Source organism: Mesorhizobium sp. M8A.F.Ca.ET.218.01.1.1 (genome assembly GCF_004791165.1).
In the GTDB taxonomy this organism is placed as follows: Bacteria; Pseudomonadota; Alphaproteobacteria; order Rhizobiales; family Rhizobiaceae; genus Mesorhizobium.
Window position 1 is genome coordinate 642,252 of the sequence record NZ_SRUZ01000003.1, and the last position, 22,821, is coordinate 665,072.

A 22,821-nucleotide genomic window follows, 5' to 3' on the forward strand; every position below is an offset into this window, starting at 1 on the left:
ATGGCCACCGGTCTCGACAGCCGTCTTATCCAGCCGGAACTGCTCGATCATTTGCCTCCCGACGATCCCAGGGCGATTGGCTCCCGACGTGATCTGATTTGGATAAATTCGCTGATGTTTCAACATGCGATCATGTCCAACCTCCTGAAGGCCAGCGTGCGCGAGGGTTCGATCAGAATCTTGGAAGTCGGGTCCGGCGACGGTGCATTCATGCTCTCGGTTGCAAGGCGCCTCGCCACGAAGTGGATCGACGTGGAGCTGGTCATGCTCGACCAGGTTGACCTCGTCACCGACCGGCGGCGCGCCGATTTCGCGGCTCTGGGCTGGCGGGTTGAAACTGTTACCGACAATATCTTCGACTGGATCGCAAAACCCGGGGGTGCCGCCTACGACGTTGTCTCGGCCAATCTGTTCCTGCACCATTTTTCCGACACCGCCTTAAAGATCCTGTTCGAAGCCCTATGCCGTCTGGCGCCGGTATTCCTCGCCGCCGAGCCGAGCCGAAACATTGTCGCTTTAAAAGCATGCCCGCTCCTGCGCCTTGTCGGTGCAAACCAGGTCACCATGCACGATGCGGCGGCAAGCGTCCGCGCAGGTTTCGCTGGCAAGGAACTTTCCGGTTTGTGGCCTCTCGGTTCCGCGCAGCAGTGTGAAGAGCGCAGAATTGGCCCGTTTACCCACGCCTTCCGCGTTTTCCCCAAGGAAGGACTTGCGCGATGTACGATGCCATCGTCATAGGTGCCGGCCCAAGCGGCTCGTCGGCAGCATTGGCCTTGCGCGGCCAAGGTCGTTCTGTGGCCATCATCGAAGCAAGCGAGTTTCCACGCCGCAAGGTCTGCGGCGAATTCATGTCCGCGGTCAATCTGGAGCTGTTGGACCGTCTGAAGGCGGGCGTGGCGGTTCGTGCCAAGGCAGGGCCGGAAGTCAAGCGGGTTGGCTTGTTCGCGTCGGGCCCTGGCATCATAGCGGGCATGCCGCGCGCCGCGGGAAATGCTTTCGGGCGGGCGCTTGGACGGGACGTTCTGGATGGCATCCTCTTGGACACGGCGCGCAATGCCGGAGCCGACGTTTTTCAGCCGTGGCGCGCGGTGGAGATCGCCAGCAATGGCGATCGTGCCATCGTCCGGATCGCCAACAGGGAGGGTCAGACAAGCCTTAGCGGGCAGGTGGTGATTGCGGCGCATGGCTCCTGGGGGCAGGGCAGGTTGCCAACCAATCTCCAGAAGAGCAGCGCGGCATCCGATCTGTTTGGCTTCAAGGCCCATTTCAGGGGAGCGTCGCTCGCTCGAGACCTCATGCCGCTCCTGGTGTTTCCGGGCGGCTATGGTGGCATGGTGTGGGCGGATCAGGACAGGATATCGCTGTCGTGCTGCATACGCCGCGACGTGTTGACCAGGCTGCGCAAAGAGGGCGGTGCGATGTCCGCGGCCCAAGCCGTTCACGCGCACATACTGGCATCGTGTCCGGCCGCGGTTTCCACGATCGGCGACGCCAGCCTCGAAGGTGAATGGCTTGCCGCCGGTCCCATACGTCCGGGGATGCGCCCACGATTTGCCGACGACATATTTCGGGTCGGCAACATCGCCGGCGAGTCTCATCCCATCATCGCTGAAGGCATCTCCATGGCCCTGCAGTCCAGCTGGCTTCTCGCTGGCGAATTGGCAAGGTTCGAACAATGGGACCGCACGGCGCGCATCGCCGTCGGCAAACGCTATTCAAAAGCGTGGAGCCGGCAATTTGCCACTCGCATTCATGCCGCCGCACTGTTGGCGCGCATTGCCGTCCTCCCCAACTCTAATACGGCGATGAAGGCTTTCGTGGGTTGGTTCCCGAATAGCCTGACCTTAGGAGCCAGATTGTCCGGCAAGACAAAAGCCTTGCCTGCTCTCAGCCATCCGTAAGGGCATGAAGCCGGCCGGACGCTTGGAATTCGCTGAAGCGCTGGAGCCCGAATCGCAACTCAACAGGCAAACGCTTCTTGGCGTATGGCTGCCCGCTCACGGCGGCACCATCCGGAAATCCTTGCCCTCGGGCAGCAATTGCCCGCCGTCGACGACAATGGTGGTGCCGGTGATGTAGCTGGCGTCGTCCGAGGCCAGGAACAGGAAGGCGTTGGCCACGTCGCGCGGGCTGCCGAGCCGGCCGAGCGGGATCGAATCCTCCATGTTCTTGATATAGGCGGCGCCGCGATGCTGTTGGATGGCTTCGGTGCGGATATTGCCGGGTTCGACGCCGTTGACGGTGATGCCGTAGCCGGAGAATTCAAGCGCCGCCGCGCGAATGAAGCCGTTAATGCCTGCTTTCGTCGCCGAATAATGGCCGTGGCCAGGGCTGGTGACGTGGGGGCCGGTGATCGATGAGGTGTAGAGCATGCGGCCAGAGCGCTGCGCCTTCATCGGCACGAGGGCGGCGCGGCTGGCATTGAAAGTGCCGCGCAGGTTGACGGCCATGACGCGGTCCCAGTCGTCGGCGCTGGTGTTTTCGATCAACTGCCAGGGATAGATGCCGGCATTCTGCACGATGATGTCGAGGCGGCCGTGCTGTTTCAGCGAAAGTGCCACCGCGGCCTCGGCGTCGCTCATTTGCGAGATGTCGGTGCGGATGAAGGGGACGCCCAGTTCATCCGCACTTGCTTGCCCCGCCTCCGCCTCGCTGTCGGCCAGCACGAGCCGTGCGCCTTCTTCCGCAAAGCGCAGCGCGATGCCCTTGCCGATGCCGCGCGCGGCGCCGATGATCAGCGCTACCTTGTCTTTCAGTCGTCCTGTCATGCCAATCCTCGCCTCACGCCCTCTCACGCCAGTCTTTGGCGAATGGTTTGCTTGAATGCGTCGAGCAGCACCGCGGCCAGAACCAGCAGGCCGTGGATGACCTGGGTGAAATTGGCGGGCAGGCCCATCAGGTTGATCGCCGTGTTGATGGCCGAGAGCAGGAGCACGCCGGCATAGACGCCCGGCAAGGTGCCGACGCCGCCCTTCAGGCTGACGCCGCCGATAACCACGGCTGCAAAGGCATTGAACAGCAGGCCGACGCCAAGATTGGCGGTGGCGCCGGAGGTGCGGATCGCCAGCAGCCAGCCGGCGAGCCCTGCGATGGCGCCGGCGAGCACGAAGGCGATGATCAGGTTGCGGTTCACCCGGATGCCGGCGCGGAAGGTCGCGGTTTCATTGCCGCCGATCATCACCAAGTGCCTGCCGAACGGCGTCTTGGCCATGATCAGCGAGAAGACCACGAAACAGGCCACCGCGATCCAGGCGGTAAGCGGCAGGCCGATCAGGCGCTGGATGCCGAACCACCGGATGGCGGGTGCCAGATCCTGTGCCGAGCGGCCGCCCGAAATGACCAGCACGAGGCCGCGTACCCAGATGTAGGAGGCGAGCGTGATGATGAAGGCGCTCATCTTGACCTTGACCACAAGATAGCCGTTGAAGGCGCCGATGAGGCCGCCGACGGCCAGCGCCAGCAGCAGCGAGACCGGAACCATCAGCCATTCCGGGTGCAATTGAACACCGAGGCCGATGCCCGAGGAGCAAAACAGGATGCCCACCGCCATGGCGCTGAGTGCGGCGACGGATTCGACCGACAGGTCCATGTGGCCGGCAATGATGACCAGCGCCAGGCCGATCGACATGACGCCGAGCACGCTCGACGCCTCGATGATGTTGGCGAAGATGCCGAGTTGGAAATAGTTCGGGATGAACAGCGAGAAGACGACCAGGACAAGGAGCAGCATGAACCAGACGAGGTTGTCGAGGACGAACTCCAGGGCGTGACGCGTGCGAGGGTTCATGTGTCGATCCGGTTGGCATGCGCAATCAAGGCCGCAGCGAATTGTCTGCGTCTCGTTTCATGCGGGCAGGGATGGGCTCCGGGCCAGGTATGGCCCGGAGCGTTCAGGCGACATGCCTATTCGACCGACTTGACCGTATCGGTCGGCGGCTTCTGGTTGCCCCAGAAGGCCGGGTTGTCGACGTTCTCCTTGGTGATGGCGGCACCCGGAATCTTGATGTTCGGGCCCCACGCTTCCTTGGTGACGGTCGATTTCAGGCCAAGCACGTCGTATTCGCCGGGCTTGATCTCTTGCTTCTTCGCGACCTTGTCCATGAACATGGCGACGGCCGCGGCCTGTGCGTAAAGCGGCTGCTCTACTTCGACATTGAGCCAGCCCTTGCGGATCAGGTCGAGGCCGACCGGCGCGCCGTTCGAGCTCATCAGCATCACGTCGCCCGGCTTCTTGCCGGCGGCCTCTAGCGAAGCGACGGCGGCGACCGACAGGTGCGCGGCATGGCTGAAGATCAGGTCGATGTCGGGATTGGCCAGCATCTGGTCGGCAACGATGGTGCCGGCATTGCTGGCCTCCCATTGCATGGCCGGCAGCGAGATGATCTTGACGTCCGGGAACGCCTTCATCTTCTCTTCAAAACCCTTCTGGATGTCGAGCGTGTAAGGATCGCCGGGGTCGCCAAGCACCTGAAGGACCTTGCCCTTCACCGAGCCGTTCTTGGCTTTCAGAAGCTTTTCGGCCTGATCGGCGGCGACATAGCCGATCTCGACGGTACCCGCGACCGACGTGAAATCGGACGGTGTCGACGTGATCTGGCGATCGAATTCGACCACCGGAATGCCGGCGGCGCGGGCGGCCTCGATCGATGGTTTCAGCGCATTGAAATCGACGGCGGCCAGGATGATCGCCGCCGGCTTCAGCGCGATCACGTCGTTCATCTGCGATTGCTGCGCGTCGGTCTTGTTGTCGGCGTTCAGCGTCTTCATCTCGTAGCCGGTCTGTTTCAGGAACAGCTCCAGCGCGCTCACCGATCCGGTTTGGAACTCGTCGAGCAATGTCGGCACCAAGTAGTAGACAATACCCTTGGACTGGGCGAATGCCGGCGTGAGCGTGGCAAAGGCCAGTGCCAGGATACCGAAGACAGCAAGAAGTATTCGCTTCATGTCGTTGGCTCCCTGTTAAGCCGGACCCCTCTTTGTCCCTCAGCCCGCCGGTCCGGCACCGGCAAGCGTCTCCCCGGTGATCATGTTGATCACCGCATCGGGACTTGTCTTGTTGCGTGCGACATCGCCCGCCACGACGCCTTGCCGGATCACCACGATCCGGTCGGCGACCTGAAAAGCCTGCTGCATGATGTGGGTTATGATGACGACGCCGATACCCTGGCTCGCCACTTGGCGGATCATGTCGAGACCGCGCCGCGTCTGTTCGACGCCAAGTGCGGCGAACGGTTCGTCGAGCAGCACGAGTTTGCCGCCCCAGTGGACGAAGCGGTTAAGCTCGATGGCCTGGCGCTGGCCGCCCGAGAGGTGCTCGACATTGGTGCGCAGTGAAGGAATGCGGGTACCGGCGCTGGCCAGCGCCTTGCCGACGACAGCCTCCATGGCGCGTTCGTCGAGCACGGGAATGCCGAGCACCTTCCTCGTGATCTCGCGGCCCATGAAGAAATTGGCCACCACGTCGACATTGGTGCAGAGCGACAGGTCCTGGTAGACGGTCTCGATGCCGGCCGCCTTGGCTTCCGCCGGCGAACGGGCCAGGAACTCCTTGCCCTCGAACAGCATGCGGCCGGATGTCGGTTCGAGACCGCCCGCAATGATCTTGACCAACGTCGACTTGCCGGCGCCGTTGTCGCCGAGCAGCGCCACCACCTCGCCCTTGCCGATGGAAAAGCTGATCCCCTTCAGCGCTTCGATCGCGCCATAGTTCTTGGTCACGTTGTCGAGCACCAGCAGGGGTTCGCTCATGCGGCAATCTCCCTGGCCGAAAGGATGTCGCGGCCGCGCTCGCGTTCGGCGGCGAACATCTGGCCGAAGCGTGGCGACAACACCCCTGAGACGGCGAGTGCCGCCGCGCCGCGCAGCACGGCATGCTGGCCGCCGCTGGCGACGATGACACGCGGCGTCTTGCGATCAGCGCGAGCCGAAACCGAATTGTGCAGCGGTTCGGCCGCGTCCGCCAGGCGTTCGAGCAACTCCGACGCCGCCAGGCCGCCGAGCACGACCGTCTCTGGGTCGAAAAGGTTCTCGATGATGGCGATGGCATTGCGGAAGATCGGGCCGACCTGCGCCACCCAATCGGCGTCGCCGCCGGCCCGGCGGCCCCGCGCTTCGAGCGAGAGGTAGCGCTCGAGGCAGCCGCGGTTGCCGCAGGGGCAAAGCTCGCCATCAGGGACCACGGGAATGTGGCCGATCTCGCCCGCATTGCCCCAAGCGCCGCGCAGAACGCTGCCGTCATGCATCATGGCGCCGCCGAGCCCAACGCCGAAATAGAGATAGTAATAATCGGAATGGCGGGCTCCGATGCCATAAAGCCTCTCGCCCATCGCGGCGGCGGCCATGTCGCTCTCGAAGAACGCCGGCAATCCCGTCGCGGCCGTCAGCCGTTCACGCAGCGCCACGTGCTTCCACCCGGTCATCGTGGTCGGGCCGACAAAGCTCATGGAGTCCACGTCGAACGGACCGGGAAGCGCCATGCCGATGCCGATGACGCGGCCGCCGGGCCGCTTGCCCGTCAGGTCGCGAACCATGGCGCCAATCTGGTCGAACGCATGATCAGGCGCCGCGTTGGGGGCTTCGCGGCGTGAACTCTCGATAACGTCGCCGCTGAGATTGATCAGTGCGGCGTCTATTCCAAGCGGCGTCAGGTGGATGCCGACGGCATAGCCGCCTTCCGGGTTGATGCGCAGCGTCGCGGGTGGCAGGCCACGGCCCTTCGGCTCTTCGCGTACGGACAGGATGTAGCCCTGTTCCTCCAGTTCGCGAACGATGGTCGACACGGTCTGGACGGTGAGCCCGACATGCCTGGCGATGTCGCTACGTGCGATCGGGCCATGACGGCGGATGGACTCCAGCACGATGCGCCGGTTGTACGGCCGCCCGAACTCCTGATTGGTCCCCCGCAATGCCATGCCTTGCGCCCTCACGTGACGTAAGGTTCGCATCAAATATTTATTCAGTCAAATGGAATTCAAAAATAATCGGAGCGCGGACGGAACTGAAGATCCGTGGTGTCTCATCCTCGGTGGATCAGCGATGAGGCGGGAGACTGCCTGGTGAGGGAGAGGCGTCGCTCGGCCGGTGGCTCGGGATTCAGCTGGCGGGCGAGCGGTTGCCCTTGTCAGAGATACTGCGCGACTTTCCTTCCGACGGTCAGAAAGCGTAGCGGATCGATCGCCTCGCCATTGTGCCGCACTTCATAGTGAAGATGCGGGCCAGTCGAGCGTCCGCTGCTGCCGGTCTTGCCGATGATGGCGCCGGCGTCGACTTTTTCGCCTACCGTCACGTCGATCTCGCTGAGATGTCCGTAGCGCGTGGCAAAACCATTGCCATGGTCGATCTCGACCATACGGCCATAGCCGCCATTCCAGCCGGCCTTGGTGACGACGCCGGGCGCTGTCACCCGCGCCGCCATGCCGATGGGCGCCCTGAAATCCATGCCCGAATGCAGCGCGGCCGTGCCGAGAAGGGGATCGGTGCGCACACCGAACGGGCTGGTGACGGAGTGGCCGGGGGCGGGATTGGCAAGCGGCAGCCGGCGCGCTTCCTTTTTCAGCTGGTCGAGCGTGTCCAGCGCCTCGTCCAGCTCCTTGACCTTGCTGTCGAAGATCATCGACGAGTTGAGCGGGATCAACGGTCCGCCGACATCGCTTTCGTTCTTGCCGAAATCACTGTCGACCGGCAGTCCGGCTGCCTGCAGCGCCTGCTGGATGGCATCCGCGCTTTTGTAGGCATTGTCCGCGAGCGTGCTGATGCGGCTGAGCTGCTCATTCTCGATGGATTTCAGCGACTGGTTGATCGAGACGAACAGCTTGTCGGCACGATCTGCCGCTGAATCGCTGGGCAGCGGATCGGTGCGGGTCGACCACAAGGAGAAGGGCCTGGTGTCGGCGGTGCCGAGGTCGGCGCCCAGGCTGGCAACCACGTAGGTCTGCGCGGGCTGGTTGATGCTGCCGGTCACCTCGGCGCGCTTGTCCGTCTTGGCGGCCGCGGCTGGATCGTCGGCGGGTACCGCTCCGGCGTCGTTTTCGGCGCGTTGGAGCAGCGGGCCGAGACGGCCATGCCGCTGACTGAGCTGCGTCTGGCGCTGAAGCAGTTCGCTGACCTTGGTTTCCATCAATTGCTGGTCGAGCAGCTGCCTGCTGGTGATGCGGTCGACCTGGGCTCGAAGCGCCGAAATGCGGTCCTCGTACGCCTGCTGCATCCGCGCCTGGCGTGCGGTGGTGGCGCCGATCAGGTCGTCGCGCAGCACGAGATAGGATGTGGCCAGGAGGTAGCCGATGGCAATGGCGGCGAGTGCTGAACCGATGAATGCCGCCAGCCAGGGGCGGACCGTGAAGTGCCTGATCTCGTTGCCTCGGGCGATGATGACCGTATGTGGTTCCTTGCGCCTGCCGAAGACTGCGGACTGACCGGTTGCGTTCACGGGACCAAGCTTTCGTTTACGACACCACGAGAGCTTGATTACACATTATTAGGGTTAACAAAGGATTGCCCTATCGGCCGCGCGGCGCCGAATGGACGCAGCGCGGGCACGAGGTTGCGCGAAAATCTCCAGGACGCGGACCCTATGCCGCGGAATCGTTGGCGATGAACACTCATGTTCTGTCGGGAGCATCCAGTAGCTCGCAGAGCAAGGCTCGGGTTTCTTAACTGTCTTCGATTGCATTTAGTTGACGCTTTTCGAGTAAAGGCGTGTTGGTATTTGGGATTCACCGTGGCGGTAGGAATGCTGGACGATCTGGTTGGCAAGATCCTCGACAAGATTTCGGGCACCAGTCTGCTGGCGACCGGGCTTTTGCTGCTGACGGCCTTTGTCAGCGCCCTCGTGGCCTATTGGCGCACGGTCGAGGAGAAGAGCTGGAAGGAGTTTTTCGAGTTCGTCATCCCGCATGAGGTCATCACCCATCCGTCCGCGAAGGCCGACCTGCTGTTCTGGGTCACGAAGAAGGCCCTGATGCCCTTCCTGATGCTGCCCGCCGGAATCGTCTTCGTCACGGCGGTGGGCTACGGGACCAACTGGCTGTTTTCCACACTGTTCCAGTTCCAGCCGCCTCTGATCGAGGGGCCGGCAGGGCCGGTGACGGTGCTGATCTTCACCGTCAGCATGCTGCTTGCCTACGACATTTCCTATTATCTCTATCACGTCGCCCAGCATCGCTATCCGCTGCTTTGGGAACTGCACAAGGTGCATCACTCGGCCGAGGTGATGGTCGGGATCACCAAGGACCGGGTCCATCCGCTCGACGAGTTGATGAACCGGGCCTGGGACGGCCTCATCGTGGGGCTCTGCTTCGGCATCTGGTCGCTGATTTCGCTGAACCTTGTCGAACTGACCGTTTTTGGCGTCAACGTCTATGTCATGCGCAACATCCTGATGATGGATTTCGTCAGGCACACGCATTTCAAGATCTCGTTCGGCCCGCTCAACAATTTGATCCTGTGTCCTCATTGGCACCAGTTGCATCACAGCACCGATCCGCGCCACTACGACAAGAACTTCGGGCTGCTCTTCTCGTTCTGGGATCGGCTCTTTGGGACATTGTGTGTGCCGAGGCCCGACGAGGACTTCAAGTTCGGGCTGGTTGACCGCGATGTACGTGACTACCAGTCGCTCGCCGGCCTTTACGTCATGCCGTTGAAGCGGATGTGGGGGCATATCGCCAGGCGCATCCGGCCCGGAAAATCACGCTCACGCACCTCGCGATCCTCGGAAGGGACACGGCCATGAACGCTCCCGTTGTGCTCGCCATCCCGCGGACACGCACCTTCGAAATCGTGACATCGGCGGTGCGCCTGGCCGAGATCGCACCGGCCTGGAGCGCGCTCTGGCAGCGGGCCGGCGGGCTTGTCTTCCAGCACCCGGACTGGATCGCGGCCTGGTGGCGAACCACCCCGCATCAGGAACGGCGCGCGCTCAGGATTGGCCTTGCCTGGAACGGCGACCGGCTCGACGGCGTGATAGCGCTCGCGACCTTCAGGCGCTCCGGCATCCGCATACTCGAATGGGCAGCGAAGGATCACAGTGACTATGGCGACGCGCTGGTTGCACCTGACAGCGACCCGCGGGCGATCTCCCGCCTCTGGCAGCATGTTTTTGACCAGGGCGGCTTCGACCTGATCTATCTCAACCGTCTGCTGCCGGATGCCGGTGTTCATGCCCTGCTGGAACCGGCCCATGGCAAGGCGCTTCGGCCCAACCACCGCACTGAAATCAGCTATCGTGTCGGCGGCTCCTGGCAGCGTGGGGCGGAATGGTTCGAGACGTTGTCCAAGAAGGGCCGGCAGAACTATCGTCGTGGCCGCAAGTTCATGGAAGAAAGCGGTGCATTGCGTTTCCGGCTGCTGGATGCGGATGAGCCGCGCGAGCCGGTGCTCGAGCGGGTCGCGACGTTGAAACGCCTCTGGCTTGCTCGCCATGGTCGCGCCTCGGATCTGTTCGACAAGGGCTCGCCCGTTCTCGCCGCGCTTATTTCGGTGCTGGCCGACCTCGGGCTGTTGCGCATCTTCGTGCTGGAGCTTGACGACAAGATCGTCGCCGTCTCGATCAATTTCGAGCAGCGCGGCACGATGATGGCTTTCGTCACCACCTATGATCCCGAATACGAGCGCGCCTCGCCGGGTATGGTGCTGATGATGGACTATATCCAGTGGTCGTTCGACCGTGGCCTTGCCACGATTGATTTTCTCTGCGGCGGCGAGGATTTCAAGCGGCGCTTCGCCACGCAATCAGTCACGCTGTCGTCGATGATGGGCGCGCGCGGCTTGCGTGGCCATCTTGCCGCGCTGGCCGATCAAGTGAGCCATGCTTCGAAATCCTGGAGGACGCGGCGGCAGCCGAAGGCTGAGGCCCCTGACGAGTAGCGTCATAATTGTCGATTGCTTTGGTGGGCTTTGGCGACGTTCAGAGCGCGCGAACGGCTTCCAGCACGGCCTCGGCATGGCCCTTGACGCGGACCTTGCGCCAAATCCTGGCGATCCGTCCGTCGCGTCCGATCAGGAACGTCGCGCGCTCGACACCCATGTATTTGCGGCCATACATCGATTTCTCGACCCACAGATGGTAGGCCTCGATCACCTTGCGCTCCTCGTCGGCGGCAAGATCGATGGTGAGATCGTATTTCGACTTGAACTTGTCGTGTTTCTTGGCGCTGTCGGGCGACAGGCCAATGACGACGGCGCCGGCCTTCTCGAATTCCGGCTTCAGCTGTGAGAAGCTGATCGCCTCTTGCGTGCAGCTTGTCGTGTCGTCCTGTGGATAGAAATAGAGCACCACCGGCTTGCCGGCGGATGCCGCCAGGCTGAGCGATCCGCCACCGTCCCGCGGCAGGTCGAATTGCGGCGCGGGATCGCCTACGTCGAGGTCGGCCATATCGATGCCCTTGTTTGAGGTTACGCGCGAAGCCACACCGATATAGTGTCGAGCGGGGATTCGTCCACGAGCGAATTGGTACAACGGAAGATTGCGTGGATCAGGAGCAACCGCAGCACGAGAAGATCAGGTTCAGGCGGGACGAGATCACCGACCTGGGGGCTTTGCCGTCCGCGTGCCGCGTCCCGCCTCTCGGTCAGGCTGCCATCGGCCGCGGCGTTCGCATCCTTTCACGCCTGTTTGCCGGCCTGGTCGCGTTCATGCTGCTGGTCGCGGTGACCGTCTATCTCATCGGCCTTTCCGGCATCGGCTCGGACCGGCTGCGCGTCGAGGCGGAGAGCGCCATAGAGAGGCTGGCGGGCGTCGACGTCAATGTCGCGGTCGGGCCCGCGCGCATTACGCTCGACAGTTCGAGCTTCGTCGCCCTCCAGGTGAGCGATGTCAGCCTGAAGACATCAGACGGCAAGCCGATGGCGGATGCCGGTCGCGTGCGCTTTGGCGTGCGTCTGGTGCCGCTGCTATGGGGTGAGGTGCGGCTGACCAGTGCCAGGATCTCCGATGCCCGTGTCGTCATGGCGGCGATGCCGTCCGGCGGCGACTGGACCGCGGCGCTGCGCAACCAGGACGGCCTCGTCGATCCGGAGAAACTGTCGGACGCGGTGTTCGGCAATATCCATCGCGCGCTCGATGCCGTGCGGGAAGATTCGATGCGCCGGATCGATCTCAGCAATGTCGAGTTCGTGCTGCCCGACGCCGGATCGATCAAGCTGGTCAAGATCGCCGACGCCACCGTGGTTCAGTCGGGGCCGGGGGGCATGAAGTTCACCGCCGAGGCGGATGTCGACGGCAGGACAGTCACGGTTGCCGCCGCCGCCATCCGCGATGTCGCGGCGCACCGGGTAACAAGCCTGGATGCCAGCATCAATCTGGCGGATGCCGGCGCCGCCGCTGCCGGCTCCGGGAAGCTTGGTGCCGTCGCGTTGAAGCTGACGGGATCGGAAGGCTCAGGCACCACCGCATCACGCCTGGCCGCCGCCCTTTCATCCACCGGCTCGGTGCTCGATCTTGGCGCGCGCGGGCTGCTGCCGGCGGATGCCGATGTCAATGCGACGCTTGTCTACGGCTCCAACAAGATCCAGGTGGACAGGTTGCTGCTGAAAACCGGCCGGTCTTCATTCGATTTCGGCGGCTCGATCGGGCCGAAACCGGCAACCGGGGTAGCGGGTGAGGAACCCTCGTACCGTTACGATTTGACCAGCGACGGTTCGACCTTGGCACCGTCGGAATCGCCTGAACCCGCATTGATCTTCCTGGCGCGGATTGCTGGCGTCTATCAGCCGCAAAGCCGTAAACTGGTGGCCGAGCAGATCGCGGTTCGGTCCTCTGGTTCCGGCGAGGTGCTTGGTACCTCAACGGTGGAATTCGTTGACGGCAAGGCTCCCGGGATCAATCTGGCGCTCAGCGTCCATGACATGCCGGTCTCGCACGTCAAACAGCTTTGGCCATGGTTTTCGGCGCGCAATGCGCGGCTCTGGGTGCTGAACAATTTGTTCGGCGGCCGCGTGGTCGACGCCAATCTCCAGTTCCAGGTGGTGCCGGACCGCCTCGGCAATGGGGTACCGCTTTCCGCCGACGAGGTCTTCGGCCGCTTCCAGATCGAGGGGGCGCGCTTCGACACGGCCGGCCGCATTCCGCCGATCCGCGACGCGGTGGGCGTCGTCGGATTCCACGGCAACGACGTCGACATTTCATTGTCCTCGGGCACCGTCTTCATGCCCAGTGGCCGCGTGGTTGCGGCCAGCAACGGGACATTGACCGTCAAGGCGGCCAACCGCCCGCCGGTCATCGGCGCTCTCGATATCGACGTTGCCGGCGATGCGTCCGCTGTCGCCGAACTTGCATCCTATGAACCGATCAATGCCATGCGCCATGTCGGCCTTCTGCCGGAGGATCTTTCCGGCAGCGTTACCGGCCACGTCAAGGCGGACATTCCGCTGCAGTCGGGCGTCGATACCGCGAAGCTCGATTGGCTGGTGTCGCTCGACTATACCGGCCTGTCCTTGGCCAAGCCGTTCGAGGGACAGGCCGTAACCAATGCCGATGGCTCGATCACCGTCGACCCGCAAAAGGCTGTCATTTCGGCTAAGGCATCGCTGAATGGCATTCCGGCCGAACTCGATCTGGTCGAGCCGCTGGCCGATGACGGGCCGGCGCGCAGCCGCAAGGTAGCCCTGGTGCTCGACGACAAGATCCGCGCCGCCGCCATGCCCGGCCTGACGCCGCTGCTTGGCGGAACGGTGAAGGTCGCGATCGACAAGAGCGGCAACGGCAACCAGAACGTCTCGGCCGACCTGACCAACGCCAGGCTGGACATTCCCTGGGCCGGCTGGAGCAAGGGGGCGGGGGTTCCCGCCAGCGCCACATTCGTCATGACCAAGTCCGGCGACACCACGACGCTGTCCGACTTCGAGCTCGACGGCAAGACGTTCTCCGTCGACGGCAGTATCGTGCTGGTCAACGGCGCCTTGTCTTCGGCCAAGTTCAACAAGGTCACCTTGAACAGGGGCGACGACGTGGCTGTTTCGGTCAAGCGATCGGGCAAGGGCTACGCGGTCGACATCAATGGCAATGCGCTCGACGCTCGTTCGCTCATCAAGCAATTTACGTCCGATGTGGACACCGCAACGAAGACGACGGGAACAGACGACATTTCCGTCAGCGCCGATGTCAATCAGCTGACCGGTTTCCACGATGAGCAACTGTCCAACCTGAAGCTCGACTACAGTGCGGCCGGTTCAAGGGTGAACGGACTGAAGGTGAGCGCGACGGCGAGTTCCGGCGCCGCCATCGCCATCAGCAACACCACCGGCGACGGCAGACGCTCGCTCAACGTGCAGTCGGCGGACGCCGGCGCCATCCTGCGGTTCCTCAACATTTATGAGCACATGGAAGGCGGCGCGATCACATTGGCCCTGTCGGGAGCCAGCGATGGACCGATGAAGGGCAAGGTCGACACCAGCAACTTCTTCGTCGTCAACGAACCCAAACTCGCCTCCATCGTCTCGACCACGCCGGCCGGCGATAGCCGCAGCCTCAACCAGGCGGTGAAGGGCAAGCTCGACACGTCGCGAGTGAAGTTCGAACGGGGTTACGCCGAGATCGACAAGGGTAGCGGCTACCTGAAGCTGACCAATGGCGTGCTGCGTGGCCCGCGCATCGGCACGACGTTCCAGGGCATCCTCTACGACCAGAACAACAATATGGACATGACCGGCACCTTCATGCCGGTCTACGGCCTCAACCGTATTTTCGGCGAACTGCCCATCGTCGGCGCGCTTCTGGGCAATGGCCGCGACCGCGGCCTGATCGGCGTCACCTACCGGCTCAGGGGCAATGCCAACAAGCCGGTGCTCGACGTCAATCCGCTGTCGGTGATCGCGCCGGGCATATTCAGGTCGATCTTCGAGTACCGGTGAGGGTCCTCAGGCCGGCCGCACCAGGATGTGCTTTTTCCTGCCCAATGAAAGCTTCACGACATTTTCCGGACTCAAATCCTGAAGCGTGACCAGTCGACGGTCGTCGCTTACCGGCTGGTCGTTCAGGCGCACGGCGCCACCCTGGACGTGCCGCCTTGCCTCGCCATTGGACGATGCCAGCCCCGCGCTGACCAATAGCGACAGGATGCCGACGCCGGATTCGAGCGCGGCCCTGTCCGTCTCGACCGTGGGCAACGTGTCGGCGAGAGCGCCTTCCTCGAAGGTCTTGCGCGCCGTCTCGCTGGCCTGTTCGGCGGCCGCGCGGCCGTGCAGATGGGCGGTGATCTCCGTTGCGAGGATCTTCTTCGCCTCGTTGATCTCGGAGCCACCCAGCCGCTCGAGCCGTGCGATCTCGTCCAGCGGCAGCGTGGTGTAGAGCTTCAGGAAACGGCCAACGTCGGCATCCTCGGTGTTGCGCCAGTACTGCCAGAATTCGTAGGGGCTCAACATCTCTGGATCGAGCCAGACCGCGCCCGAGGCGGACTTGCCCATCTTGGCGCCGGACGAGGTGGTGAGCAGCGGCGTGGTCAGTGCGTAGAGTTGCGCATCCTCCATGCGGCGGCCGAGATCGATGCCGTTGATGATGTTGCCCCATTGGTCGGAGCCGCCCATCTGCAGACGGCAGCCAAGGCGCTTGTAGAGTTCGACGAAATCATAGGCCTGCAGGATCATGTAGTTGAATTCAAGGAACGACAGCGATTGCTCGCGGTCGAGCCGCAACTTGACGGAATCGAAAGCGAGCATCCGGTTGACCGAAAAATGCCGACCGACATCACGCAGGAAATTGACGTAGTTGATCTCCATCAGCCAGTCGGCATTGTTGACCATCACCGCGTCGTTCGGACCGCTGCCGAATTTGAGGTAGGGCATGAAGTTGCGGCGGATACCGGCCAGGTTGTCGTCGATGTCCTGGGGCGTCAAAAGTTTGCGCGCCTCGTCCTTGAAGGACGGGTCGCCGATCATCGAGGTGCCGCCACCCATCAGCGCGATCGGCCGGTGTCCGGTCTGCTGCAGCCAGTGCAGCATCATGATCTGGATCAGCGAGCCGGCATGCAGGCTCTTGGCCGTGGCGTCGAAGCCGATATAGGCCGTCACGGTTTCCTTGGCGAAGATAGCGTCGAGGCCGGCATCATCCGAGGTCTGGTGGATGAAGCCGCGCTCGCTCATCGTGCGCAGGAAATCGGATTTGAAGGCAGGCATGTTTTCTTTCCCGAAAGCGTACGCCCGGTCCGTCGCGGGCATATGTGAACGCGCGCGTTTAGCACTCAAGTGGCATCAGCAAAAGTGGAATCCGGTTTTGCGCCGGATCGCGCGCCAACCAAGAGTTCGCGATCAGCAAAGGCGGAACCTGGTCTTGCTGCCCGCGGATGGCAATTGCGAATCCTTGCCTCATTCATGCCGCTGGCGTAATGAGGCGCCGCGCAAGGGCAGCGCCCGCACGCCGCGACGGGGTCGTCCCGCAGATCAGATCCGGAAAGCTCCCGCGATGAACAGAAACTACCTCTTCCTCTTTCTGTTCAGCTTGCTAATGAGTTTCAGCGGCTTGGCGAGCCTTCCGCCGATCGACCGCGACGAATCCCGTTTTGTCCAGGCGACCAAGCAGATGGTCGAAACTGGCGATTATATCGACATTCGCTTCCAGGATGTCTCACGCTACAAGAAGCCGATCGGCATCTACTGGCTACAATCGGCAGCTGTCGCATTGAGCGGCGAGGGCGCGGCCGCGCCGATCTGGGTGTACCGCCTTGTCTCGATGCTCGGAATCGCGCTCGCTGTTCTGGGCATCGCCTGGACGGGCACAAAAATGTTCGGCGCCAATGCCGGCCTTGCCGCCGGCCTGATGATGGCGGCGATTTTCGCGACCGCCTTCGAGGGACGCGACGCCAAAACCGACGCCATGCTTCTGGCCTGCTGCGTGGCCGCGCAGGGCGCGCTGGCGCAGGTCTATCTGGCGGCGCGCCGCAACGAGCCGGTGGCGGGCCATCTGCCGTGGATATTCTGGTTCGCGCAAGGCGTGGGGATCCTCATCAAGGGGCCCGTGGCTCCGCTCCTGTCGCTGCTGACGGCGGCGGCCCTGATTGCTTTCGAACGCGACTGGCGCTGGCTTTTGAAGCTGAAATTCGTGCGCGGCGTGGCGCTGGTATTGCTCATCGTGCTGCCCTGGGTCGCTTTTATCGGCTGGAAGAGCGGCGGCGCCTTTTTCCAGGAAGCCGTTGGCAAGGATATGCTGAACAAGGTCGCTTCGGGCGAGGAATCGCACGGCCTGCCACCGGGTTTCTACATGTTGACCTATTCGCTGTTCATGTGGCCGTTCGGCCTGATCGCGGTCGGCGCCGGGCTGCAGGCCCTCAATCGGGTGCGTGACGATTTCAGGCTGCGCTTTTGCCTGGCATGGTACATTCCGTTCTGGCTCGTGTTCGAACTCATCCCGACCAAGCTGCCGCACTACGTCCTGCCGGCCTATCCCGGCATGGCGCTGCTGATCGGCTGGCTGCTGACATTGCAGCCGCAGGACGCCAATGCGCCGCTCAGACCCTGGCAGCGGTGGCTGTGGTGGTCGACCGCATTCGGTCTGGTGGTGGTCAGCCTCGGCCTGGCGGCGGTCTGTATCGGGGCACCGATCTACCTTACGCACAGCTTCTCGTGGTGGAGCATCCCGGCGGCAGCGTCAGCGCTTTGCGCCGGCTACCTCGCCTTCTCACGGCAGTTGCAGGTGCCGCTGCCCCGTATCGGCGCAACCGCCGCCTGTGCGGGCATCACCTATGCCTTGCTGTTCGGTGTCATCGCCCCGTCCCTGAAGCCGATCTGGCTGAGCCCGGCGATCAAGGAAGCCGTGCGCGCCAACAAACCTTGCGACACGACCGTGCTGGCCTCGGCGCGCTATCAGGAGCCTAGCCTGGTATTCCTGGTCGGCACGAAGACGGTGCTGACCGATGTCGGTGGCGTGGCGGAGCATCTGCTCGCCGATCCTGCTTGCTCCTTGGGCCTGGTGCCGATCGGTGACGAACAGAAATTGAATGGCATGCTGTCCGTGCAAGGCAAGTCGGCCAACCGCGTCGCCGAAGTCGACGGCCTCAACTACTCATCGGGAGACAAACTGTCGCTCGGTCTTTATCGTGTGAGCCAATGACTTCGATGATGGCGTCGTGTTCCCAATGCTCGTGAAATCGCGCCCACCCGTTTCCAGCTCGCTCCTCGGGATAGGACGCCGATCCTTCGGCAATTTTCGCGACACCCTGCAACTCGCAAGACGACGCCTTGCCGTTCGCCCCGCTCGCTATCCCAACATCTCATGGTGGCCGTGGGGCCTGGTCTGGGTCTTTCTGACGGCAGCAGCCTTTGTTCGTCTCGATACTCCGGCAGGGGTGGCCCATGGTCAATGGTCCCCCGATGTAGCCAGGCTTGCCGAGTTCTTCACGCAGTTCGGGCTGGGCGGCTGGTATCTCATCCCGTCCGCGCTCCTGCTTGTCGCGGCCAACCTGACGGATTGGCGAAGCCTTTCGCGGCGCGCGCTGATGCTGGTCTACAGTTGGACCTGTCTGGCTTTCCTGGTGCTGAGCTCCGTCGGCCTGTCCGGCCTCACCGTCAATGTCCTGAAATATGCCATTGGCAGGGCCCGCCCGCTCTACTTCCAGGATTTTGGCGTCCTTGCGCTGCACCCTTTTGCCTTCGATGCGCGCTTTGCCGGCTTTCCCTCCGGCCATGCCACGACGATGGGCGCCGTGTTCGGTATCCTGCTGCTTCTGTTTCCGCGGCGTTGGTACATCGCTTTGGTGGTCACGGCCTGCATCGCCTCGACCAGGGTCTTCGTCGGCGCGCACTATCCGAGCGACACCGTTGCCGGCTTTGGCCTCGGCTGCGCCTTCGCGCTGGCGTGCGGACTGGTCTTTGCCAGGCTCGGCTTCATCTTCCGGCCGGCACCTTCAGGATTGCCGGTCCGCAAAACATCGTTCCGACTTATTGCCCCGGAAAAATAGGTCGGTGCCGGATAATCCGCGCCGCGGCAGCCTTACGTCGAGGAGGCGGGCATTGCCCGCCCGCCCTTAGCCCGGCGAATACGGATCGCCCGATGTCTTACCTCAGCCGCTTCGGTCGCGGATCGGACAATTCACCGGCCAGCCGGCGATCGAGATAGTCGGCGCATTCCTCGATCAGCACATCGGCGTCGTTGGCGAAGAAATGGTTGGCGCCGGGCAGGGTCTTCTGCGTGATGGTGATGCCCTTTTGCGTGTGCAGCTTGTCGACCAGGCCTTGCACGTCCTTCGGCGGCGCCACCTTGTCGGCATCGCCATGGATGATCAGGCCCGAGGACGGGCAGGGCGCCAGGAACGAGAAATCATAGGTGTTGGGCTGCGGCGCGATCGAGATGAAGCCTTCGATCTCGGGCCGGCGCATCAGGAGCTGCATGCCGATCCAGGATCCGAAGGAGTAGCCGGCCACCCAGCAGCTCTTGGAATCCGGATGCAGCGACTGCACCCAGTCCAACGCCGCCGCTGCGTCCGACAACTCGCCGGTGCCATGGTCGAATTCGCCCTGGCTGCGGCCGATGCCGCGGAAATTGAAGCGCAGCGTGGTGAAGTCACGCTTCTGGAACATGTAGAAGAGGTCATAGACGATCTTGTTGTTCATCGTGCCGCCGAACTGCGGATGCGGATGCAACACGATGGCAATCGGCGCGCTCTTTTCCTTCGAGGGCTGGTAGCGTCCCTCCAGACGGCCGGCAGGACCGGTGAAAATGACCTCAGGCATGAAATACTCCACGTGACATATACAAGTGCGCGGCGCCCGGAACACTCTTCCTCTGGCTCCGCTTCCACAGACCTTGACGCAGGGCGAGCGTCTTCCTAGAAGCTAGTTTAGAATTGTTCAAAACTGGGTGGCCGAAACGCAATCGCCCGATCGCCTCGCCGCAAGCCGCGTAAATAGGACGGCTTGCCTTGGAATTTCAAGGAAATAACGCCATACGTCGGCGGAATGGCTTCTGACGGGAAGAACTGGACGAAAATGGCCGCGATACGCGCCTATCTCGACTATAATGCCAGTGCGCCGCTGCTTTCCGCGGCGCGCGAGGCCATGGTCGCGGCGTTTGATGCGGCCAATCCCTCGTCGGTCCATGCCGAAGGGCGCGCCGCGCGCAGGCTGATCGACAATGCCAGGCGCGACGTGGCGGCGCTGGTCAACGGCAAGGCCGAACATGTCGTCTTCACTTCGGGCGCGACCGAGGCCGCATCGACGCTTCTGACGCCGGACTGGCAGATGGGGCGCGGCGCCATTCGCATGAGCCGGCTCTACGTGTGCGAGGCCGACCATCCGTGCCTGCTGAATGGCGGACGCTTCCCGGCAGACCTGGTGACGCGGATCGGTGTCGGCGCTGATGGCATCGTCAATCTCGAAGCCTTGATGGCGGCGTTGGCCGGTCACGACAAGGCCGATGGCTTGCCCTTGGTCGCGATCCACGCCGCCAACAACGAAACTGGCGTTATCCAGCCGATCGATCGCATCGCGGAGATCGTCAGGGCGGCGGGCGGCATTCTTGTCGTCGACGCGGTCCAGGCCGCGGGCCGCGTTTCCATCGATATGTCGGCTGGATATGCCGACTATGTGGTTCTGTCCTCGCACAAGCTCGGCGGCCCCAAGGGCGCTGGCGCCTTCGTTGCCGCTGCCGACCTGATGATGCCGAGGCCGCTGATCAATGGTGGCGGCCAGGAAAAGAGCCACCGTGGCGGCACCGAAAACCTGCCTGGCATCGTCGGTTTTGGCGCCGCTGCGCGGGAAACCCTGGCCGGGCTGAACACCATCGGTGCCGTGCGTCAGCGTCGCGACGAGGTTGAAACCATCATCAAGACCCTGGTGCCGGACGTCGAAATCTTCGGAGCCGGCGCACCAAGGCTTGCCAACACGACATTCTTCGCTATTCCCGGGGTCAAAGCCGAAACCGCCCAGATCGCCTTCGATCTGGCGGGCGTGGCGCTTTCCGCCGGCTCCGCCTGCTCGTCGGGCAAGGTCGGACCGAGCCATGTGCTCAAGGCCATGGGGCACGGTGACAGCCTTGGCGCCCTGCGCGTATCGGTCGGTGCAGAGACCGGCGCCGAGGACATCGAACTGTTCCGCGCCGCGCTGGCAGGCATCGCCGCGCGGAGGGCGGGCAGAGAGAAGGCCGCGTAGCGGTTGGAGCATCGGAATCCGATGCTTGAGAAAAACGGATTTGGGCTTCGGCCTGGTAGAGCCGTGCGTTTCATATTGGCCGGGTGAATTTCCGGTCGAGGCGCACTATATGGAACTTACGCTGCCGCGGACGCTGCTCGGGCGTTCATTTGGTGGTGCCATAGTTTGAAAACTGTCGGGCCTTGACCCCGGCGTGGATGGAGAACGCATATGCCTGCTGTGCAGGACACGATCGATCGGGTCCGAAAGATCGACGTCGACCAATACAAATACGGATTCCAGACCGAGATCGCCGTCGACAAAGCTCCCAAGGGCCTGAGCGAAGACATCATCCGTTTCATTTCGGCCAAGAAGGACGAACCGTCCTGGATGCTGGAATGGCGCCTCGAAGCCTATCGCCGCTGGCTGACGCTGGAAGAGCCGACCTGGGCGCGCGTCGACTATCCCAAGATCGATTTCCAGGACATCTACTATTACGCGGCGCCCAAGAGCACGCCAGGACCGACTTCGCTCAGCGACGTCGATCCCGAGATATTGAAGGTTTACGAGAAACTCGGCATTCCGTTGAAGGAGCAGGAAATCCTCGCCGGCGTGCAGAAGACCGACGCCTCGGACCTCGAGGAAGTCAGCGACAACGTCTACAAATCAGGCCGCGTCGCCGTCGACGCCGTGTTCGATTCCGTCTCCGTCGTCACCACCTTCAAGAAGGAACTGGCGCAGGCCGGCGTCATCTTCTGCTCGATCTCGGAAGCGATCCGCGAACATCCGGAGCTGGTGCAGAAATATCTCGGTTCGGTCGTGCCGACCTCCGACAATTTCTACGCCACGCTGAATTCGGCCGTCTTCACCGACGGTTCGTTCGTCTTCGTGCCCAAGGGCGTGCGCTGCCCGATGGAGCTGTCGACCTATTTCCGCATGAACGAGAAGAACACCGGCCAGTTCGAGCGCACGCTGATCATCGCCGAGGAGGGGGCTTACGTTTCCTATCTCGAGGGCTGCACGGCGCCGCAGCGCGACGAGAACCAGCTTCACGCCGCAGTGGTCGAACTGGTCGCGCTCGACGATGCCGAGATCAAATATTCGACGGTGCAGAACTGGTACCCCGGCGATGCCGAAGGCAAGGGCGGCATCTACAACTTCGTCACCAAGCGCGGCGACTGCCGTGGCGACCGTTCGAAGATTTCGTGGACGCAGGTCGAGACCGGCTCGGCGATCACCTGGAAATACCCGAGCTGCATCCTGCGCGGTGACGATTCCTCGGGCGAGTTCTATTCGATCGCCGTCTCGAACGGCTACCAGCAGGTCGATAGCGGTACCAAGATGATCCATCTCGGCAAGAACACGTCGAGCCGCATCATCTCCAAGGGCATCGCCGCCGGCTTCTCGCAGAACACCTATCGCGGCCAGGTCTCGGCGCACCGCAAGGCGACCAACGCCCGCAACTTCACCAACTGCGACTCGCTGCTGATCGGCGACCAGTGCGGCGCGCACACCGTGCCCTACATGGAAGCCAAGAACTCGACCGCGCAATTCGAGCACGAAGCGACGACCTCGAAGATCTCCGAGGACCAGAAGTTCTACGTCATGCAACGCGGCATCCCAGAGGAAGAGGCGATCGCACTGATCGTCAACGGCTTCGTCAAGGACGTCATCCAGCAGCTGCCGATGGAATTCGCGGTCGAAGCGCAGAAGCTGATCGGCATCTCGCTGGAAGGCTCGGTGGGCTGACCGGCCCAGACAAATATTCAG

The 22,821-nt window shown here is 62.9% G+C and carries 18 protein-coding genes; 9 read left to right on the plus strand and 9 right to left on the minus strand.

Annotated elements, in window-relative coordinates; all coding sequences use genetic code 11:
- Positions 1 to 738 carry a methyltransferase domain-containing protein gene (locus tag EN861_RS14320; protein WP_127278875.1) on the plus strand — a complete coding sequence of 246 codons (738 nt, stop codon included), beginning with the start codon at positions 1 to 3 and terminating at the stop codon, positions 736 to 738.
- Complete coding sequence (locus EN861_RS14325; RefSeq protein WP_135864112.1) at positions 717 to 1,901, plus strand: FAD-dependent monooxygenase; 1,185 nt, start codon at positions 717 to 719, stop codon at positions 1,899 to 1,901. The genes EN861_RS14320 and EN861_RS14325 overlap by 22 nt, the downstream gene beginning before the upstream one ends.
- A 96-nt stretch (positions 1,902 to 1,997) precedes the next feature.
- Here EN861_RS14325 and EN861_RS14330 read toward each other — a convergent pair whose 3' ends face one another.
- The 6 genes from EN861_RS14330 to EN861_RS14355 form a co-directional block, all read right to left on the minus strand.
- Positions 1,998 to 2,768 carry an SDR family NAD(P)-dependent oxidoreductase gene (locus EN861_RS14330; protein WP_127278873.1) on the minus strand — a complete coding sequence of 257 codons (771 nt, stop codon included), beginning with the start codon at positions 2,766 to 2,768 and terminating at the stop codon, positions 1,998 to 2,000.
- A 23-nt stretch (positions 2,769 to 2,791) separates the two neighbouring features.
- Complete coding sequence (locus EN861_RS14335) at positions 2,792 to 3,787, minus strand: ABC transporter permease (RefSeq protein ID WP_135864114.1); 996 nt, start codon at positions 3,785 to 3,787, stop codon at positions 2,792 to 2,794.
- Between the two features lie 116 nt (positions 3,788 to 3,903).
- Entirely contained in the window at positions 3,904 to 4,944 is a 1,041-nt protein-coding gene (locus EN861_RS14340; RefSeq protein ID WP_135864116.1) for a sugar ABC transporter substrate-binding protein, read from the minus strand.
- A gap of 39 nt (positions 4,945 to 4,983) precedes the next feature.
- A complete protein-coding gene (locus EN861_RS14345; protein ID WP_135864119.1) occupies positions 4,984 to 5,748 on the minus strand; it encodes an ATP-binding cassette domain-containing protein in 765 nt (254 codons plus the stop codon).
- Entirely contained in the window at positions 5,745 to 6,911 is a 1,167-nt protein-coding gene (locus tag EN861_RS14350; protein ID WP_135864121.1) for an ROK family transcriptional regulator, read from the minus strand. The genes EN861_RS14345 and EN861_RS14350 overlap by 4 nt, the downstream gene beginning before the upstream one ends.
- A gap of 209 nt (positions 6,912 to 7,120) precedes the next feature.
- Complete coding sequence (locus EN861_RS14355; RefSeq protein WP_135864123.1) at positions 7,121 to 8,425, minus strand: M23 family metallopeptidase; 1,305 nt, start codon at positions 8,423 to 8,425, stop codon at positions 7,121 to 7,123.
- A 303-nt stretch (positions 8,426 to 8,728) separates the two neighbouring features.
- Here EN861_RS14355 and EN861_RS14360 point away from each other — a divergent pair, with 303 nt between their 5' ends.
- On the plus strand, positions 8,729 to 9,730 hold the full coding sequence (locus EN861_RS14360; protein ID WP_127280699.1) for a sterol desaturase family protein: 1,002 nt from the start codon (positions 8,729 to 8,731) through the stop codon (positions 9,728 to 9,730).
- A complete protein-coding gene (locus tag EN861_RS14365; RefSeq protein WP_135864125.1) occupies positions 9,727 to 10,863 on the plus strand; it encodes a GNAT family N-acetyltransferase in 1,137 nt (378 codons plus the stop codon). Before EN861_RS14360 ends, EN861_RS14365 begins: the two co-directional genes overlap by 4 nt.
- A 40-nt stretch (positions 10,864 to 10,903) precedes the next feature.
- On the opposite strand, the gene EN861_RS14370 is transcribed toward EN861_RS14365, so the two are convergent.
- Positions 10,904 to 11,371 (minus strand): peroxiredoxin, encoded by a 468-nt coding sequence (locus EN861_RS14370; RefSeq protein WP_127869574.1) that lies wholly within the window; start codon positions 11,369 to 11,371, stop codon positions 10,904 to 10,906.
- Positions 11,372 to 11,466: 95 nt separating this feature from the next.
- Here EN861_RS14370 and EN861_RS14375 point away from each other — a divergent pair, with 95 nt between their 5' ends.
- Positions 11,467 to 14,847 (plus strand): DUF3971 domain-containing protein, encoded by a 3,381-nt coding sequence (locus EN861_RS14375; protein WP_135864127.1) that lies wholly within the window; start codon positions 11,467 to 11,469, stop codon positions 14,845 to 14,847.
- Positions 14,848 to 14,853: 6 nt separating this feature from the next.
- On the opposite strand, the gene tyrS is transcribed toward EN861_RS14375, so the two are convergent.
- Positions 14,854 to 16,107, minus strand: coding sequence for a tyrosine--tRNA ligase (gene tyrS, locus EN861_RS14380; RefSeq protein ID WP_135864129.1), 1,254 nt, complete (start codon positions 16,105 to 16,107; stop codon positions 14,854 to 14,856).
- Positions 16,108 to 16,393: 286 nt separating this feature from the next.
- Here tyrS and EN861_RS14385 point away from each other — a divergent pair, with 286 nt between their 5' ends.
- The gene (locus EN861_RS14385) at positions 16,394 to 18,037 is read left to right on the plus strand and encodes a glycosyltransferase family 39 protein (RefSeq protein WP_135864291.1); all 1,644 of its coding nucleotides are present in this window, start codon (positions 16,394 to 16,396) and stop codon (positions 18,035 to 18,037) included.
- 235 nt (positions 18,038 to 18,272) lie between these two features.
- Entirely contained in the window at positions 18,273 to 18,884 is a 612-nt protein-coding gene (locus EN861_RS14390; RefSeq protein ID WP_245512031.1) for a phosphatase PAP2 family protein, read from the plus strand.
- Positions 18,885 to 18,981: 97 nt separating this feature from the next.
- Here the strand turns inward: EN861_RS14390 and EN861_RS14395 are convergent, their stop codons facing one another.
- Positions 18,982 to 19,656: an alpha/beta hydrolase gene (locus EN861_RS14395; protein ID WP_027028091.1), complete on the minus strand. Its 675-nt coding sequence runs from the start codon at positions 19,654 to 19,656 to the stop codon at positions 18,982 to 18,984.
- A gap of 255 nt (positions 19,657 to 19,911) precedes the next feature.
- Here EN861_RS14395 and EN861_RS14400 point away from each other — a divergent pair, with 255 nt between their 5' ends.
- Both EN861_RS14400 and sufB read left to right on the plus strand, forming a co-directional pair.
- Positions 19,912 to 21,072, plus strand: coding sequence for a cysteine desulfurase family protein (locus tag EN861_RS14400; protein WP_135864133.1), 1,161 nt, complete (start codon positions 19,912 to 19,914; stop codon positions 21,070 to 21,072).
- 210 nt (positions 21,073 to 21,282) lie between these two features.
- The gene (gene sufB, locus EN861_RS14405) at positions 21,283 to 22,800 is read left to right on the plus strand and encodes a Fe-S cluster assembly protein SufB (RefSeq protein WP_127279010.1); all 1,518 of its coding nucleotides are present in this window, start codon (positions 21,283 to 21,285) and stop codon (positions 22,798 to 22,800) included.
- Positions 22,801 to 22,821: the final 21 nt, after the last annotated feature.